This window comes from Francisella uliginis (assembly GCF_001895265.1).
Classification (GTDB): Bacteria; Pseudomonadota; Gammaproteobacteria; order Francisellales; family Francisellaceae; genus Francisella; species Francisella uliginis.
Genome location: NZ_CP016796.1, coordinates 21566 through 39480 on the forward strand (window position 1 = coordinate 21566; position 17915 = coordinate 39480).

Genomic DNA, 17915 nt, shown 5'->3' on the forward strand with positions numbered 1-17915 from the left:
TTAGGTTTGTGTTACTGTATGGTATTGTATGGAACACCAGTTTGGTGGAGGCGGCGGGATTTGAACCCGCGTCCACAAACTCTCCGTCCTTGGCTCTACATGCTTAGGCTAATCTATTTGAGTTTAGCTTGGCTATTCCCCAATTAGCCAGGGTAATAGTTAGCGAGTCTGTTAAATACAGCCTTAACTTCCAGACAAAAAGCAAAGACCGTCTTATGCGGAATATGAACGGATGTAAAGATAGTGTCATAAGAAAGACTATCATATCCGTGCGCATCTAGGTTCTTAAGCTAGACTAGGCAGCTTTAGCAACAGCAGCAAAGTTGCTGTCGTTAGCCGCTACGCGGTTTGCTTTTTTATTGCCAGTTATTATCGGCATTTGTACTGTTATTAACGAGGTTACGGTACTTCCTCGGCATGCACCTTAGATTTTGACATTCATGTCGAAACCATATTCGCCCCCATTAGGGTGGATACAATTTATCTCTTATTTAGCTAAATGTCAAATTTATATGATTAATTAGAATAAAACGTAGATAGCTGAGGAAAGTGCGATAACTCCCACTGATAGGATAAATATATCAGCAATTAGGTTTTTATAAGGTTTTAAATATTTGATTTTATAAATGCTATATATAGGCATAATAAATAATATAACAGCTAGTACAAGACCACCAATACTTGAGATCATATCTAAGATATTGGGGTTTAAGTATGCTACAAGCCAGCATAATAAAAATACAACTGTAAGAGTTATTGGCTTTATATTCTCTTCTTTAATTTTATTTTTTGTTATTTTACAAACGATACCATCTATACCTTCTTTTGAGCCTAAATAGTGTCCAAAAAATGATTTACTCATTGCAACTAAAGCTACCAAAGGAGCTATATACTCTAGAGACTTACTATTAAAATTATCAGCCAAGAATGAAAGAATAGAAACGTTTTCTTGCTTTGCTAATGCTAGATCATCAGGTCTTAGGGTTAGCATTGAGCTAAAAACAAAAATTACTACTGTAACAATCATTAAAATATTACTAAAAGCAATAATTTTAGAGGCTTTATCATCAGCATTTTGTTTATATTTATTTTTTGTATAAACAGCTAATGAAGAAATAATTGGCGAGTGATTAAAGGAAAAAATAAGCACAGGCATAATTATCCAAATAGCTAATAAAACTCCTGAAAAAGAATGATTGTGCTCAAAGCTAGTGTATATTATAGAAAAATTCCAATAAGGAATCATCCATAGAGATATAGCTATTAAAGCAATAATAAATGGAAAAACTAAGAAGCTCATAACTCTAATAATAAGTCTTTGACCAAAATTAATAATGAAAACAAGAGCAGCAATAGTTAAAAAACTTAAGAGAAGCCTGTTTGGGACTTCACAATGTAGCTGGTGCGAGCAAAAATATGCAAGCGTATTTGTAATACCGACACTATAAACAAGTAATATAGGCAGTATTGCAAATAGGTATAGAATATTGAAAAAGATACCTCCAATCTTACCAAAGTAATCATCAGCTACGACTGTGATATCAGAGTTTGTATTTGGGTTTGATATTACAAATCTACATAGAGCTCTATGAGATAAAAAAACCATAGGAAATATAAATAACAGAACAATACAAACAGGGACTATTCCAGAAATTCCTGTTTGTATGGGTAAAAATAAAACACCGGCGCCAATAGCTGTACCAAATAAGCTAAGTGACCACATTAAGTCTTCGTTTTTTTTCATACTAAATTTAGGATAAAAGTTATATAAAGTTATATAACTTTAAAAAAATAATTAATAGACTTTAATGTAAAATTGTATTTTTGTCAAAAAACAAATGAAAAAAGGATAAATTATTTTTGAGATTTTAATAGTGAATAAAGTAAAGACATTCTAATAGGTATACTATATCTAACTTGCTCAAAATATTTAGCACAGCTAAGCTCATCTATTGATCTATCCATCTCATCGACCCTTGGAAGAGGGTGAAGAATTATAAAATTACTTTCAGCTGAGATATGCTTTCTATCAAGATAACAAAGGTCTTTGTTTTTTAGATAACTTTCTTCATTAGGAAATCTTTCTCTTTGTACTCTAGTTACATAAAGCACATCTAAATCTTTCAGAGCTTCAGCACTTACTTCTTCTAGTTCAGTAAAAGAGTTATCATTTTGCTTAACAAAGTCTCTAAGCTTTTCGGGAATTTGTAGCTCTTTTGAAGATATGAATTTAAACGAAGCGTTATATTTAGCTAGAATATTTGTTAGGGAGTGAACTGTACGACCATACTTTAGATCACCTAAGAATCCTACTTTTAAATTCTCAAGAGAGCCTTTTTCAGAATAAATAGTATATAAATCAACTAGAGATTGAGTAGGGTGTTCATTATCACCATCACCAGCATTTATAACAGGAGATTTTACATATTTAGAAAACTCTTCAACACTATGAGGCTTAGGGTGGCGCATAACTATAATGTCTGCGTATTGATCCATCATTCTACCAGTATCATCAAGGGTTTCACCTTTTTGTGTAGAGCTTGAAGAGCCATTTTCTAACGATATAACTTTTCCTCCAAGTCTATTCATAGCTGATTCAAATGAAAATCTAGTTCTAGTGCTTGGCTCAAAAAATAAAGATGCTAAAACCTTATTTTCTAGGTCTTTTATAGGTTTTGATTTAGCTAATTTATCTTTATAGATATCAGCCTGGTGAAAAAGATTTGACAGATCAGTTTTATTTATTTGATCGCCGCGTAGAAGCTTTTGAAACGATAGCATTTGTAATCTCCATTGAAAATCGTCATTCCCTCGTAGGAGGGAATCTCAGAAATATTAGACAGATACCCGCCTGCACGGGTATGACAACTATACTATGTGTATAACTAACTATTAATCCACTCTTTTACAGTTTTAACATTAAAAGAATTATCAAGAGCTTTCATATCTTTTGCTGCAGCTGCAAAAGCTTCAAAAGCACCAGCTGTTGTTACATAGGGAACTCTACTCATAATAGCTGATCTTCTTAGTGCCAAACTGATCTTTAATTCTTGTCTAATAGAAGTATTAACAAGTAGATCAATCTCACCATCTTCAATAGCATTGACAGTACTATGTACTTGATCATTTCCTATATTATCAGAGGCTTTATCAAAGAATTTACATTCAATTCCATTCTCTTTAAGGAAGCATTCTGTACCTTTTGTAGCAAAGATATTAAAGCCCAGCTCAATAAGATCCTTAACAGGTTGAACTATCTTAGGCTTATCAGCATCACTTACAGATATTAATATATTTCCTTTTAGAGGAAGCTTATTAAAGGCCATTTCTTGGGCTTTGTAGAAAGCCACCCCAAAAGTTCTATCTATACCCATTGCTTCACCAGTAGATTTCATTTCAGGGCCTAAGTAACAATCTACATCTTCAAATCTACCAAATGGGAACACAGCTTCTTTTACAGAAAAATGTCTTGGTATTGGGTTATTTAATATAAAGTCAGAAAGCTTTTTACCAATCATAAGTTTAGTTGCGATATTTGCAATACTATTACCTGTAGCTTTTGCAACAAATGGTACAGTTCTTGAGGCTCTAGGATTTACCTCAATCACAAAAAGTTCACCATTTTGGTAAGCAAACTGAACATTCATTAGACCGATTACATCTAGTTCTCTAGCTAGTTTGATAGTTGCTTGTTTGACCTCTTCAATTTGCTCATTGCTAAGCGATCTAGTAGGTATAGAGCAAGCAGAATCTCCTGAGTGAATACCTGCCTCTTCAATATGCTCCATAATACCTGCGACAAATACACGATCACCACCATCAGCAAGAGCATCAACATCTAGCTCAATAGCATTTTCAAGGAACTTATCAATTAGGATTGGTCCTTCAAGAATACATTTAGCATTTGTTTCAATATAAGAGTTTAGCTCCTCTTGAGAGTGGATAATTTCCATAGCTCTACCACCTAGTACATTAGATGGTCTGACAACTACAGGGTAGCCGACTTTGCTAATATTTTTCTTTAGCTCATTGATAGTGTATGCGATAGTGTTTAGAGGTTGTTTTAGCTCAACATTATCTAGTAGCTCTTTGAATCTTTCTCTATCCTCTGCTAGGTCGATCTTATCAGGGTCTGTACCTAGTATTGGGATATTATTTTCATGAAGAGCAGATACTAATTTTAGAGGAGTTTGACCACCGAATTGTACGATCACCCCAAGTACTTCACCTTTACGCATCTCATTTTTGATAATGTTTAAAACATTCTCAGCACATAGAGGCTCAAAGTATAACTTATCAGAAGTATCATAATCTGTAGAAACTGTCTCTGGATTACAGTTGATCATGATTGTTTCGATACCTTCTTCTTTAAGCGATTTTGCTGCATGAACACAAGCATAGTCAAACTCAATACCTTGACCAATACGGTTTGGCCCACCACCTAAGATTATGACTTTTTTGTTATCTGAGATTTCAGATTCACAGTCACGGACAATCTCTTCGTAGCAGTAGTGTTCATAAGTTGAGTATAAATAAGAAGATTTTGATTCAAACTCAGCAGCACAAGTATCTACACGTTTAAAAGTAGGATAGATCTCTTTGCCAAATCTAAAGTTTCTAATATATCTCTCGGTTCTGCCAACAATCTCAGCAATTTTAGCATCTGAGAAACCAATATTTTTATAGTATGAGAATTCTTCTTTACTATTTGGTAAACCAGATTTTTTAAGAGTTTCTTCTGCAGCAACAATATTTGCAATTTGCTCGATAAACCATGGGTCTATCTTACAAGCATCATGGATATCTTTTTCACTGATACCATATCTAAGAGCCTGAGCAACTCTCAAGATGCGCATAGGAGATAGCTCTTTTAGTGACTCTAGGATTACAGCTTTGTTTTGATAGAAAGATTTTTCTTCATCATACCCTGGGATTTCAACTTGATCTAAACCTGTTAAACCTGTCTCAAGAGATACTAAAGCTTTTTGTAAACTTTCAGAGAATGATCTACCTATTGCCATAGCTTCACCAACTGATTTCATTTGTGAAGATAGGTTTGCTTTAGTTGTTGGGAATTTCTCAAATGTAAAGCGTGGGATCTTTGTAACTATATAGTCAATAGTTGGCTCAAATGAAGCAGGTGTAACCTTTGTGATATCATTATCAATCTCATCAAGAGTATAGCCAACTGCTAGTCTAGCAGCTACTTTTGCGATAGGGTAACCAGTAGCTTTTGATGCTAAAGCTGATGATCTAGATACTCTAGGATTCATCTCAATAACTACTAATTTACCATCTTTAGGGTTTACCGCGAACTGTACATTTGAACCACCAGTCTCAACTCCGATCTCTCTAAGTACAGCAATCGAAGCATCACGCATTATTTGGTATTCTTTATCTGTTAGAGTCAAAGCTGGCGCTACTGTGATACTGTCACCAGTATGGATTCCCATAGGGTCAATATTCTCTATTGAACATACGATGACAGAGTTATCAGCTTTATCACGGATTACTTCCATTTCGTATTCTTTCCAACCAAGGATAGACTCATCTATTAGTACTTCATTAGTTGGTGATAGGCTCAAACCATTTTTAACGATAGCTTCAAACTCTTGTTTAGTATTAGCGATACCACCGCCGCTACCACCAAGAGTAAATGAGGGTCTAATAATTGCAGGTAAGCCGATATCTTCTAGAGCTTTATAAGCTTGCTCCATTGATTGTACAACGACATTTTTTGGTACTTCTAGACCAATTTTTGCCATTGCTCTGTTAAATCTTTCTCTATTTTCTGCTTTATCAATAGAATCGGCTTTAGCACCAAGCATTTCGACATTATACTTTTCTAATACACCAGCTTTATCTAACTCTAAAGCACAGTTAAGAGCAGTTTGTCCGCCAACTGTAGGTAAGATAGCATCAGGCTTTTCTCTAGCTATAATTTTACCAACACTTTCAACTGAGATTGGTTCGATAAAGATCTTATCTGCGGTTGTTGGGTCTGTCATGATTGTTGCAGGGTTTGAATTGACTAGAAATACTGTATAGCCATCTTCTTTTAAAACCTTACATGCTTGAGTTCCTGAATAGTCAAATTCACAAGCCTGGCCAATAACTATAGGTCCAGCACCTAAAACCAAAATACTTTTTATATCTGTTCTCTTTGGCATCTTACTAATTCCCTTTCTTACTTTCTGCTATCATTTCGGCAAATTCATTGAATAAATACTTACAGTCATGAGGACCTGGTGAGCTCTCTGGGTGATACTGCACCGCAAAAGCTGGTCTATCTGTAAATCTGATACCTTCAACAGTACCATCAAATAATGAACTCATGTGAATTTGAATATTATCTGGAACTACATCATCACATACTACGAAACCATGGTTTTGGCTTGTGATAAGCACTTTTTTAGTATTTGCATCTAAGACAGGCTGGTTGACACCACGATGACCTTTATGCATTTTTTTAGTCTTTAGGCCTGCTGCTAGAGCTAATAGCTGGTTACCTAAGCAGATACCAAATATTGGCATTTTGTCTTCTAGGAGTTTTTTGATAACAGGCATAGTATAGTCAGAAGTCGCAAAAGGATCTCCAGGACCGTTTGATAAGAATACCCCATCAGGATTATGCTTCATAATATCTTCATAAGTACTATCAGCAGGAACTACTGTAACCTTAAACCCAGCATCTACAAGGTTTCTTAGAATGTTATATTTAACACCATAGTCAATAACTACAACATTATACTTATAGCTTTCTTGATGCTTATATACTTGTTGACCTAGTGAAAAAGTATGCTCATTCCAATCATATTCTCTATTTGTTGTGACACTTATTGCCAAATCTCTACCACTTAGGTTTGATTTGTTTTTAATTCTTGATCTGACATAGTTTGCATCAAGGAATTCACCAGGTTTTACCGATAGTATCGCAACCCTTACAGCACCTTCTTTACGTACCTTACGTACGATTGCACGCGTGTCGACACCACAGATACCGACGATGTTTCTATTTTTAAGCCATGTATCAATATGCTTTTTTGATCTAAAGTTTGATGGGCTAGTTAGATTTTCTCTAACGATTAGACCTTTAGCAAATACGCCTAGTGATTCATTATCTTCATTATTTATGCCAACATTACCTATATGTGGGAATGTGAACGTAATAATCTGTCCCGCGTATGATGGATCTGTTAGAGTCTCTTGATAACCTGTCATTGACGTGTTAAAACAAATCTCGCCGTCAGTCCAACCACGAACACCTATTGATCTTCCTAGATAATAAGTACCATCTGGGAAAACCAATATCGCATTAGTCATATCATTAGCTAATATCATAAAACAACCTTACTGTGATGAGTGAGAATTAAAGAAAAAAAGTGTCTGAAAAGTTTTTTTATCATTTACTTCTATAAAGTTAATAGACAAATTGAAAGTATTCTAGGCATTCGATTACTATATGTAAAGTGTGTTTTTTGAAGTTTTGCATAAATTAGTTTTTAGGGTAGTTTTAGAGCTGCTTTTGTATTAAAATTAATTCTTATCGCTTGAGTTTTAGGTTGCTAAAACTATGCAAGTATTCATGTAAATTATTTAGTCAAACCTTTTATTATCAATGCTTTTAGATTTTTAGCTAAGTTGCTTCTGACTTTGGATTTTAAAAATGCTAATATTATGCAAACCAACTATGATAAATAAAAACCAATGAAAAAAATTGTCACAGCTATTACATTATTCGTGTTATTAATTCCTGTAGCATACTCTCAAGGTAAGCTAGTTTTTGTATCGCTGGTAACTCGTCATGGTGATAGAGCTCCTTTTGCAAATATCAAAAATGCTAACTATAAATGGGATACTTCATTATCAGAACTTACACCGATAGGAATGAACCAAGAGTATAACCTAGGTAGACAGCTAAGAAAGAGATATGTTGAGCAGTTTAAACTTCTACCAGAAAACTATCAAAACCAAAGTATTTATGTATTATCAACTCATACAAATAGAACAGTTGAGAGTGCGCAAAGCTTGCTAATGGGTCTTTATCCTCCTGGTACTGGTCCAGTTCTTGGTAATGGTAAAGCAGCTATTAAAGATAGAGTCCAATTAATACCTATAATGACTTTATCATCCGATTCAAAACTTATAGAGTTTCCTTACCCGAAATATTTAGCTGTGCTGAAAAAGTATGTTTATAATTCACCAGCTTGGCAGGCTAAAACAAAAGAAGTAGCTCCTGATTTTGCAAAATGGCAAAAAATATTAGGTAATAAAATATCAGGTTTAGACGATGTTTTAGTAATAGGTGATGTTTTGACTGTTGCTAAGGCTCATGACAAACCACTTCCAAAAGGCTTATCTCAAAAAGATGCGAATAAAATAATATCTCTAACAAGTTGGGGTTTAGCTCAGCAGTTCAAGTCACAAAAAGTTTCTTATATTATGGGTGGTCAGCTTACTAATAGAATAATTAGTGATCTTGATAAAGCAGCATTAGGCAAATCAAAGTATAAGATGACTTATTACTCAGGCCATGATTTAACGTTACTTGAGATTATGGGAACTTTAGATGTACCTTTGGCAGAAGCTCCAGGTTATGCAAGTAATTTACAGTTTGAATTATATAAAGATGGTAATAATTATACAGTTAAACTTAGATATGATGGTAAATATGTTCGATTACCAATTATGAATAAAGATGATAGTTGTACTTTAGAGGCATTAGAGAAGTATATGCAAGGTATAAATAAGAAGTTTCAAAAGTAGAAATTCAAATTAAAAGCTAATTATCTATAGTTTATTGTAGTGATAGCACAGTGTACTATTTTTTTATAGCTATACTAAACAGCTGACAGATCACTGGTCTGTCACTACATATAGTTAATCCGAATGACTCATGTAAAATAAAACCTGTCATTCCGGACTTGATCCGGAATCTCCTAGTTAAAGTAAAGAGATCCTGAATCAAGTTCAGCACAGGCTTTGATTGTAAATATATTTGAAATCTTAGCTTAAATATATGGATCCTATGGCCACACTTCGACTCCGCTCAGTGACCTGGTAGGATAGTAGCTTGCTTCTATACTATAAGTCTTATTTTCTTATATAAGTTTTATAATATTGAAAAGTCATTCCCTCAGCTTTTCTATAATCTGGAATATTATCTCTTAGTTCACTATCAATTAGTTTAAATTTAATATTAGGCGAGAAGTTATCTATTAATTCAGATTCAGAGGCACTAAAAGGAGGAGTTTGAATCTCAGGATCCTTATCATGTTCCATTACTAGCAGTAATATTTGTGTTTTGTCAGAACAAACCTCTAGCATCATCTTTGCATATTTTGTTCTTAGATCTTTAGGTAAAGCAATATAGGCACCTCTATCATACCAAATATCAAAAGTAGGTATGCTTTTAACTATTCCAGGTAAATTGAAAATATCTGATACATATATTATAACATCTTCACCTTTATAATATTTATAGCCATTTTCTTCGATAACTTCATATTTGATGCGATTTTCTGTAAAAAATGAGATAACAGCTTTTTCCGATAGCTCAACTCCTACTACTTTTATCCCTTTTGATAGGAAAAATAATATATCAATACTACTTCCACACATTGGCATCAAACAAGTTGATGAGCTAGTTGTTTTTAATTTAGAGAAATGTTTAACGAGAAACTCATTTTGAGATTCTTGGGAGAAGTTTTCGATATCATTGTTTTGCCATCTATTTAACCAATATTGATTATTGTTAGTTTGAACTTTGTTCATTTTGCTTATGACTTAGGATTATTAATTAACTAGACATGTTAACATGAATTATATAAATATTATTTTTAAACCTGGTGATTTAGAGTACGGTTTATTATAATTTTCGTAGATAATAAAGGAGGAAAAAATGCAAAATCAAAGCTTACTTATCAAAAATGCTACAGTCGTAAATGAAGGAGAAACATTTAAGTCTGATGTCTTGGTTGAGAATGGCAAGATAGCTCAAATTGCTGCAAATATAGATAAAGTAGCAGATAAAATTATCGATGCTAGAGGTCTTCATCTATTACCAGGAATGATAGATGATCAAGTACATTTTAGAGAGCCAGGTTTGATGCACAAAGGTGATATTGAGTCAGAATCTCGCGCTGCTGTAATGGGTGGTATCACATCATATATGGAGATGCCAAATGTAAATCCAGCTACTACAGTAGTTGAGCGTCTAGATGAGAAAAAAGAGCGTGCTGCAGCTAGATCTCATGCAAACTATGCTTTCTATCTAGGTGCGACAAATGATAATGTCGAGGAGTTAAAACGCCTAAAGCCAAATGATGCTTGTGCTATCAAAATCTTTATGGGCGCTTCAACTGGTAATATGCTAGTTAACAATCCTGAGACTTTAGAAGGTTTCTTCAAAGATAGTCCACTACTTATCGTGACGCACTGTGAAGATACGCCAATGATTACAGAACTTGAGAATAAAGCACGTGAGAAATATGGTGAAGATGTGCCAATGGATTTACATCCAGAGATTCGCTCACGTGAGGCATGTTTTAAATCGTCTGAGCTTGCGGTAGGTTTAGCAAAAAAATATAACTCAAGATTGCATGTATTACATCTAACTACAGCAGAAGAGATGGTACATTTTGATAATACTATTCCTCTTGAAGAAAAGCGTATCACAGCAGAGGTTTGTGCTCATCATTTATTCTTCTCACGTAAAGATTATGCTGATAAAGGCGCGCGTATTAAGTGTAATCCAGCAGTTAAAGAAGAGAGTGACCGTTTGAAGCTTCTAGAATGTGTAGCCAATGATACTATTGATGTGATCGCAACAGACCACGCACCACATACTTGGGAAGAAAAACAAGGTACTTACTTCAAAGCACCAGCTGGTTTACCACTTGTTGAGCAGGCTCTTATCTCAGTTCTAGAGCATTATCACAAAGGTTTCTTAACTTTAGAGCAAGTAGTGCAAAAGACAGCTCATGCTCCAGCTATAGTTTATAAAGTAAAAGATCGTGGTTTTATCCGTGAAGGATATCATGCTGACTTAGTGCTTGTAGATCTTAATGATCCGCATACTGTGACAGATGAATGTTGTCATTATAAGTGTGGTTGGACTCCGTTTAACAATGTTACTTTCCAATCAAAGGTTCAGACAACTATTATTAATGGTGTAGTGAAGTATCATAAAGGTAAAGTTGTAAGTGATCAAAGAGGGCAGTGCTTAGAATTTAATCATGAGTTTTAATATGATTTGTCTCAGATAAAAATTGATGCTTTGACAATTCATCTTCAACAATACTTAAACCTTTATCAAATATATCTATATTAAAACTTTTTGGAGTAGAACATCTCTCGAAACTTTCCATTTTCATATTTATAGCAGTTAAAATAGTTGTCATAGAACGCATGAAATATGCTCTAGTATCATCTCTTAATAATTTTCTACTCAATGTTGATAGGGCTTTCGTTCTATCTTTTATCGATGGATTTTTAAAAGAAATTTCTGAAGCAGTATGCGCAAACTCATTTCGTATTTTTCTTAATATATGTAAGTCATTAAAGATATTTTTTGGAATTAAGCCTAGTAAAAATGTTAAATCAATTTTACTTGAGAAGGTTGCTAAGGCACCATTAGCTTTTAGTAATTGTTTGCAAACTTTTTCATTTTCTATGAAGTATGACTCAAGTAGTTTTTCCAATTTATCTTCAATAAAAGCAGCTGCCATTAGAACACATCCTCTATCAGATTCTTGTATTAAAGACTTTCTGAAATCGATGAACTCTTTTAATCTTAACTTTTCAAGACCTGATTCATCGGTTATATCAATTAAACTTGAAACTTCTATTAATATTTGTTCTAAATAATCTATTTTCTTTTGAGTTGGCATTTTTTTCATTGAAACCTGAAAAATTTTAATACTCTAATTATAATTAGCTATTAACAAGTTCGCAAACAGCTACTATTAACATAGATATGAGTAAAATATAATATGTTTAAACAGGAAGAAGTTACTGTTTAAGTTTTAATAACATATTTTTTTATGGCACCCTTCGACTTCGCTCAGGAACCGGTATGCAAAACTGCCTAGCACTACGCTATCGTAGCTTAAAATATCCACTATGTTTAAAAATAGTACTTGATCAAATAGCTTATCAAAAAGATATTTGCTAGACTCCGTGGTCAAGCCTGACGGAATAACGTACTACTTTTATATAGTTCTATTTTCTTATCATTTGTCTTTGAAACTACTAATCGCTAATGTGTAGAAACTCCCCTTCAAATATTGAAGGGGTGGATTGCAAAGCAAGACGGGGTAGTATTTAAACTGCTAGATCTCAAATGTATTGGTGTTTCTATAAAATATGTTACTCTACTAGTAATGATATTTTTATCTTTGAATGGATACCCAATGCAAGGTAGTAATTTTAAGAAATTCATTGTAGTGCTTTTTGCATTTTTATGTTTTTTTGCGCCATTAGAGGCAATTACTAAACAAGAGGATAACCCTCTTAAAGTAACACTAGATAATAAACTTATTTTTACTAATGGTAGTCAGAATATAATTATAAAGATATATTCACTTTCTGATAAATCCCTTAACTTTGTTAAATTTACATATAAAGGTAAAAATTATACGCTACCTCAAGTTGTATCAGCTGATGGAGCAAGATTTTCTGATGGACGGGATCTAAGTGTTTGGTTAGTTGGTAGGAAGTTGAATGTTATAAATAACATAGTAGGTGATAAAAATAATCAAACCTATCACTTAAAAGAAAGTTAATAAGCTATTTGAGATTACTAATCACTAATAGCTAGATTATTTAAGTTGCTATATCCTAATTCTTTTGGCGTTTTTATAAAATATGTTACCCTTGTTAGCTACTATGTCTGATAGCATATATTCTAAGTTTTGAAGAGGCCTATTTTATGCGAAATACTAATGTCCATAAGTATATAATAATACTTTTTGCAGGACTGTGTTTTGCTACTCCAGCAGATGCTATTACTAAGCAAGAAGCCCAAGAGAAATATTTAGAATATAAGAAGCTAGCAGAAAAATATAAAAAGCTAGCAGAGCAATCAGAGCCTGATAATACAACCACAAAAGAACAAGATAATACTACTGCTTCTACTGAGACCAAAACAGAGGCTAAGCCAAAAGCTAAATCAACTAAACCAGAACAAAAAGTTTTGAAAGATAGTAAAAAAGAGGATAAAAAAGAAGAGAGTCCTTGGAAAGGTACATCTATAGGCTTAGGTGGAAGTATTGTCACAGGTAATAGTGCTACTACAAACATAAATGTTGGCATAAATATTAACTATAACCCAACTGAGCAGTGGCAAAATAATTTACTATTTAACTATTTATATAGTCATGATGATACTGTTTCTGATAAATCAGGAGTTAGAGTAAATAGGGCTCAATTAAGTGCTAAGACATCATGGGATTTTGATAAAGTTAATGGTGTATATGGTAACTTGAACTTCTTACGTGATGAGTTAGATATATTTAGTTATGTTCTTATGGAATCAGGAGGCTACAAAAGAGTTTTATATAAAAATGATAATATGTCCTTAAATCTAACAGCAGGGCCAAGTTTAACACAGAATAAACTTGCTAGCACAGGTCAGTTTTCTAACGGTGTTGGTGCACAATCAGGATTACAATATGTATGGAATTTTACAGAGAACTCAAGTTTTAAAGAGGATTTTATAGTTAACTATTCTTACCAAAATAATAACACTATTAATCCTAATGTTTTTATTTATCAAAGTAATTCTATATTATCAGCTAAGTTATATAAAAATTTGAGTCTTCAACTTCAATTTCAACTAAATGGTACTAATGTAACTCAACCCGGTAAGCAACCAATCACAACAATTACATCGACTGCTCTAGCATATGAAATATAAAGGAGATAAATCCAATACGAGGTTCTTATATGTAGTTAACTATACCCTAGTTATACGCGCCAGCAGAGTAATGTAACTCATAGCTATGACTATAGATTTCTAGAATATTTCCAAATGGATCTTCCATATAGATCATTCTATATGGTTTTTCACCAGGATAATAAAATCTAGGTTTAGCCATTCTTCGTTTACCACCAGCATCAACTATTTTCTGAGCTAGTCCTTCAACATCAGGGTCTTGGACACAGAAATGGAATATGCCCGTTTTCCAGTATTCAAAATTGTTCTCTGGATTTTCTTGGTTTTTAAACTCAAATAGCTCAACACCAATACGATCACCGGTAGATAGGTGAGCTATTCTAAATGATCCCCAGCCTGCGCCAAAAACATCAGTACACATTTCTCCAATAGCACTATCATCTTCAACGATTTCAGTAGGTTTCATAATTGTATACCAACCTAAAACTTCAGTATAAAATTTAACAGCTGCTTCAAGATCAGGCACAGATATTCCGATATGTGAGAAATTTCTTGGGTATGGGTTTTGCATTGCTTCTTCCTTTTTTTAATTAGAGTCTTTAATTTATGTGATGATTATATTTTTTAATTTATATAATGTAAAATTATTAAAAATAATAGTTTTAATTATAAAAAATGATTAACAGTAAGTTTCTCAATACTTTTTTAAATTTAGTTGAGGTTGGTCACTATACAAAGACTGCTAAGCTTCTAAATATGACTCAATCAGGAGTTAGCCAACATATAGACAAGCTCGAGCAAAGCATCGGAAAAACAATAATAAATAACACTGGTAAAAAGTTTGAGTTAACTCAAGCAGGTCATCTACTCTATAAATATGCTGTAGATATAAGAGATAGAGAACAAGAGTTAGTATCAGAGATAGGGCATGATTATCCTTATGAGGGAGAGTGTAAGTTTGGTTGTTCTGGAAGTATTTTAATACAGATATATAAGCCTTTTCTTGAATATCAATCTAAGCATCAAGATCTCAAAATATCTTTAGAGTCTGCACCAAATAAAAGGGTTATAGATATGCTTAGTTCTAATGATATCGAAATTGGTATAGTCACTAATAAACAAGACTCAGAACTCTTCACAGAACTAGAAGTAGGTGTTCAAGAGCTTGTGGTAGTGACTTCAAAAGGACAAAAAAAGAGATCTTTAGAAGATATTATAAATACAGGATTTATTAATCATCCAGATGGGTTATATTACCTTGAGAAAATATTTAAAAATAACAATAAACCTTATAGCAGTCTAAAAGGCGTTAGAGAGACTGGTTATGTTAATCAGCTTAGCCAAATTTTATTACCGGTGTCTCTAGGGTTAGGTTTTACAATATTGCCTAGGTTTACAGTAGAGAATACAGAATATTTTAATAAATTAAGGATTCTAGATTTAGAAACTCCAACATATGAGAGCATATATGTTTTATATAAAAAATATAAAGACCTACCTGTTAGATATAATTGGTTTTTAGATTATTTGAAGAGTTTTTTGAAAAAATAATGAGTTATTCTAAATTTATTTTAGAATCTCAATAAAAACTAAGAAAACAGAAATTATTTAATATATTTATCAAACCAAGCGATTTGCTTAGTAAGTATTTGCTGCAATGGTTCACCTTCATAACATTCATAGTGACTAACACCTTCTAAAACCATAAGCTCCTTAGGATCATTAGCTTTTTCAAATAATATATGAGACTCTTCTACAGGATTTACAGAATCTGTATCAGAAGCAACTATTAATACAGGTATCTTTAAGTCACATATATAGTTCTCAGGTTTGTGAGACATAGTTTCATTAACTGTAAGAAAAGGAATCTTGATATCAAAAGCATCATACTCTTTACTATATCTTTCATAAAATCCCATTGACTGCTCATCAGTCAGAACTTTGTGTAAAGGAACCATCATCTCTTTACCTGTTTTTTCCTTCTTAGCTAACATTTTATTAATCATACCAAGGAATTTTTCTTTCTCCTCAGCTGTCATATCACCAGTGATTACGCGCTCACCATTGGCAAAAGTTAGCTGTACAGATAAGCATTTAACCAAATCATTTTGAGCTGCTGCAGTGATTGCATTTGCACCGCCATATGAAGTTCCCCATAGTCCAATTTTACTAGAGTCAACAAAACTTAAGTTAGCAACATAGTCGATAGCAGAGTTGATATCTTCTATTTGTAATTTTGGAACTAATCTGCCTCTTTCACCTTCACTTTCACCAAATCCTCTATAATCAAAGTTAAGAACTATATATCCAGCTTTTGCAAAAGCTTCAGCATATGCCGGAAGTAGTACTTCTTTAAAACCAGCAAAACCATGACATAATACTATTGCAGGGTATTTGCTACTTTCGCTAAAGTTTTCAGGTTTATATAGCAAAGCTGCGATATTTGAACTATGAGATGTAAAGTTTACTTTTTCCATATTTCTTATCTATTAATTTAGGTTTTTGTATTTAATTTATTCTATCAGAAATTAACAATATGTATTTAGATTAATAAATATTATTTTAATTTATTTTGAAAAAACAGTTTTAAAATTTACATGATTCTTATAAATTATGAGTATATGCTGAAATAACCTTGTTTAAGAGGTAGAAATATAATTATTTATATTTATTTAAGAGCAAAAATAAATATTTTTAGATTATTTCACAGGTATCATAATCTCATTAGTACGTAAGAATGGAATGGTCCAAGGAGGATTATAGCCTGCAGCTTCTGCTTGACCAATAGCTTGATAGTTATTAGATTTTATCCATGTTTTAAGTTTGCTAGTGTTAGAATCTATAGAATCCTTATCCAAGAAACCACTAAATGTAATTACGGCCATTTTTGTTTCTGGTTTTTCAACAAGTTTTACTCTGTCGTTGGTTGGTTTTGGTGCGTTTTCTAGAGTATATTTAGCTGGTAGTACAAAAGCTATAGTCCAATTCTTATCATCACCTTTTATCATTACAGGAGCGGTCATTTGTATTTTTTCTGATGATTGTTCTATTTTAACAGGGGCAGTCATTTGAATATTCTGCTTAGCAATATTTGCACCAGTTATATATTTAAATAGATAGCCAAAACCTTTATTTACAGCTGATTTGTAATTTGATTCTTGAACTGTAACTTGAGCTTCTGTAAGAGGTGCATAAACTCTAACTGAGAAATTATTGTCTTTTTTAATATTTGTGTATTTTGCTTGAGGAGTGTCATTTATCCCTAAAACACTACAAGATGATAACGCTAGAGCTGAGACTACTGAAAGAGATTTTTTTAACATATCTTGTACTCCTTATTTGCTGTAAAAGATATTTATATTAATAATTATAAACCACAATATATGTATAAAAGTGTTAAAATTTCGTAAGGTTTACTTTAGTGATAACAGAGTGAAATTTAGAATATCATGAGGTTTAATATATGGATAAATTGATAAAAGTATTAATATTATTTTTCGCAATGCTAAGTTTTTGTTTTGCTGGGATAAATAAACCACTTAATCTTTTGGTTCAAAGAGCAGCATTAATCCAAGGAGTTGGGGTATGTAAAGCAAAGCTTAAGAGCCCAATTTATGATGCTAATCAAGAGGTACGTGTGTTACAAAATGCTAAAAAATTAGCAAAGCAAAACAAATTAGAGGAAGGTTCATTCCTTGTGTTTATCCAGTTACAGATGGATTTATCTAAACAAATAGAAGATTATTATTTGAATAATGCTACACAACAGCAACTTGACCAACAAGGCTCAGATTGTTTGACTAATTATCGTGATAAGATTAAAAAAGTTGATGCAAAACTATATCCAGCGATAAGTAAAAATATTGAGTCAATCAAAAAAGATAAAAATCTAACATCACTACTAAAAAAACTAGTTAAAAAACAAAATATCAAAGGTATTCCTCAAAATCCTGATTATCTAGGTTTAGTAGCAAATAGCTTGCAAAATATTCAAAAAACTGGATGGTGGTAGTAAAGT

General features: G+C 32.8%; 15 protein-coding genes and 1 other RNA gene. 6 read left to right on the forward strand and 10 right to left on the reverse strand.

Annotated elements, in window-relative coordinates; genetic code table 11:
* Nucleotides 1-42: 42 nt before the first annotated feature.
* From ssrA to carA, 5 genes are all read right to left on the reverse strand, one after another.
* Nucleotides 43-463: a transfer-messenger RNA gene (gene ssrA / locus F7310_RS00130) on the reverse strand.
* A 57-nt stretch (nucleotides 464-520) separates the two neighbouring features.
* Entirely contained in the window at nucleotides 521-1744 is a 1224-nt protein-coding gene (locus tag F7310_RS00135; protein ID WP_072711057.1) for an aromatic amino acid transport family protein, read from the reverse strand.
* Between the two features lie 110 nt (nucleotides 1745-1854).
* Entirely contained in the window at nucleotides 1855-2781 is a 927-nt protein-coding gene (gene pyrB / locus F7310_RS00140) for an aspartate carbamoyltransferase (protein ID WP_072711058.1), read from the reverse strand.
* 104 nt (nucleotides 2782-2885) lie between these two features.
* Nucleotides 2886-6170, reverse strand: coding sequence for a carbamoyl-phosphate synthase large subunit (carB, locus tag F7310_RS00145; RefSeq protein ID WP_072711059.1), 3285 nt, complete (start codon nucleotides 6168-6170; stop codon nucleotides 2886-2888).
* Nucleotides 6171-6174: 4 nt separating this feature from the next.
* Entirely contained in the window at nucleotides 6175-7341 is a 1167-nt protein-coding gene (gene carA, locus F7310_RS00150) for a glutamine-hydrolyzing carbamoyl-phosphate synthase small subunit (RefSeq protein WP_072711060.1), read from the reverse strand.
* A 366-nt stretch (nucleotides 7342-7707) separates the two neighbouring features.
* Here carA and F7310_RS00155 point away from each other — a divergent pair, with 366 nt between their 5' ends.
* Nucleotides 7708-8766, forward strand: a complete 1059-nt coding sequence (locus F7310_RS00155) for a histidine phosphatase family protein (protein WP_072711061.1) — start codon at nucleotides 7708-7710, stop codon at nucleotides 8764-8766.
* Nucleotides 8767-9093: 327 nt separating this feature from the next.
* Here F7310_RS00155 and F7310_RS00160 read toward each other — a convergent pair whose 3' ends face one another.
* Nucleotides 9094-9774: a class I SAM-dependent methyltransferase gene (locus tag F7310_RS00160; RefSeq protein ID WP_072711062.1), complete on the reverse strand. Its 681-nt coding sequence runs from the start codon at nucleotides 9772-9774 to the stop codon at nucleotides 9094-9096.
* A 127-nt stretch (nucleotides 9775-9901) separates the two neighbouring features.
* On the opposite strand from F7310_RS00160, the gene F7310_RS00165 reads away from it, so the two are divergent.
* On the forward strand, nucleotides 9902-11248 hold the full coding sequence (locus F7310_RS00165; protein ID WP_072711063.1) for a dihydroorotase: 1347 nt from the start codon (nucleotides 9902-9904) through the stop codon (nucleotides 11246-11248).
* Here the strand turns inward: F7310_RS00165 and F7310_RS00170 are convergent.
* Nucleotides 11232-11900, reverse strand: a complete 669-nt coding sequence (locus F7310_RS00170) for an MltR family transcriptional regulator (protein WP_072711064.1) — start codon at nucleotides 11898-11900, stop codon at nucleotides 11232-11234. The two genes, F7310_RS00165 and F7310_RS00170, sit on opposite strands and share 17 nt — an antisense overlap.
* Nucleotides 11901-12413: 513 nt before the next feature.
* Here F7310_RS00170 and F7310_RS00175 point away from each other — a divergent pair.
* Complete coding sequence (locus F7310_RS00175; RefSeq protein ID WP_072711065.1) at nucleotides 12414-12785, forward strand: MliC family protein; 372 nt, start codon at nucleotides 12414-12416, stop codon at nucleotides 12783-12785.
* A 146-nt stretch (nucleotides 12786-12931) separates the two neighbouring features.
* Complete coding sequence (locus tag F7310_RS00180; RefSeq protein WP_072711066.1) at nucleotides 12932-13918, forward strand: DUF481 domain-containing protein; 987 nt, start codon at nucleotides 12932-12934, stop codon at nucleotides 13916-13918.
* Between the two features lie 46 nt (nucleotides 13919-13964).
* Here F7310_RS00180 and F7310_RS00185 read toward each other — a convergent pair whose 3' ends face one another.
* Nucleotides 13965-14468: a lactoylglutathione lyase family protein gene (locus F7310_RS00185; protein WP_072711067.1), complete on the reverse strand. Its 504-nt coding sequence runs from the start codon at nucleotides 14466-14468 to the stop codon at nucleotides 13965-13967.
* A 104-nt stretch (nucleotides 14469-14572) separates the two neighbouring features.
* Here F7310_RS00185 and F7310_RS00190 point away from each other — a divergent pair, with 104 nt between their 5' ends.
* Entirely contained in the window at nucleotides 14573-15448 is an 876-nt protein-coding gene (locus tag F7310_RS00190; RefSeq protein ID WP_072711068.1) for a LysR family transcriptional regulator, read from the forward strand.
* 53 nt (nucleotides 15449-15501) lie between these two features.
* Here F7310_RS00190 and uilS read toward each other — a convergent pair whose 3' ends face one another.
* Nucleotides 15502-16374: a UilS family quorum-quenching N-acyl-homoserine lactonase gene (gene uilS, locus F7310_RS00195; protein ID WP_072711069.1), complete on the reverse strand. Its 873-nt coding sequence runs from the start codon at nucleotides 16372-16374 to the stop codon at nucleotides 15502-15504.
* A gap of 222 nt (nucleotides 16375-16596) precedes the next feature.
* On the reverse strand, nucleotides 16597-17220 hold the full coding sequence (locus F7310_RS00200) for an SOUL family heme-binding protein (RefSeq protein ID WP_072711070.1): 624 nt from the start codon (nucleotides 17218-17220) through the stop codon (nucleotides 16597-16599).
* A gap of 140 nt (nucleotides 17221-17360) precedes the next feature.
* On the opposite strand from F7310_RS00200, the gene F7310_RS00205 reads away from it, so the two are divergent.
* Nucleotides 17361-17909, forward strand: coding sequence for a chorismate mutase (locus F7310_RS00205; protein WP_072711071.1), 549 nt, complete (start codon nucleotides 17361-17363; stop codon nucleotides 17907-17909).
* The last annotated feature ends 6 nt before the right edge of the window (nucleotides 17910-17915 follow it).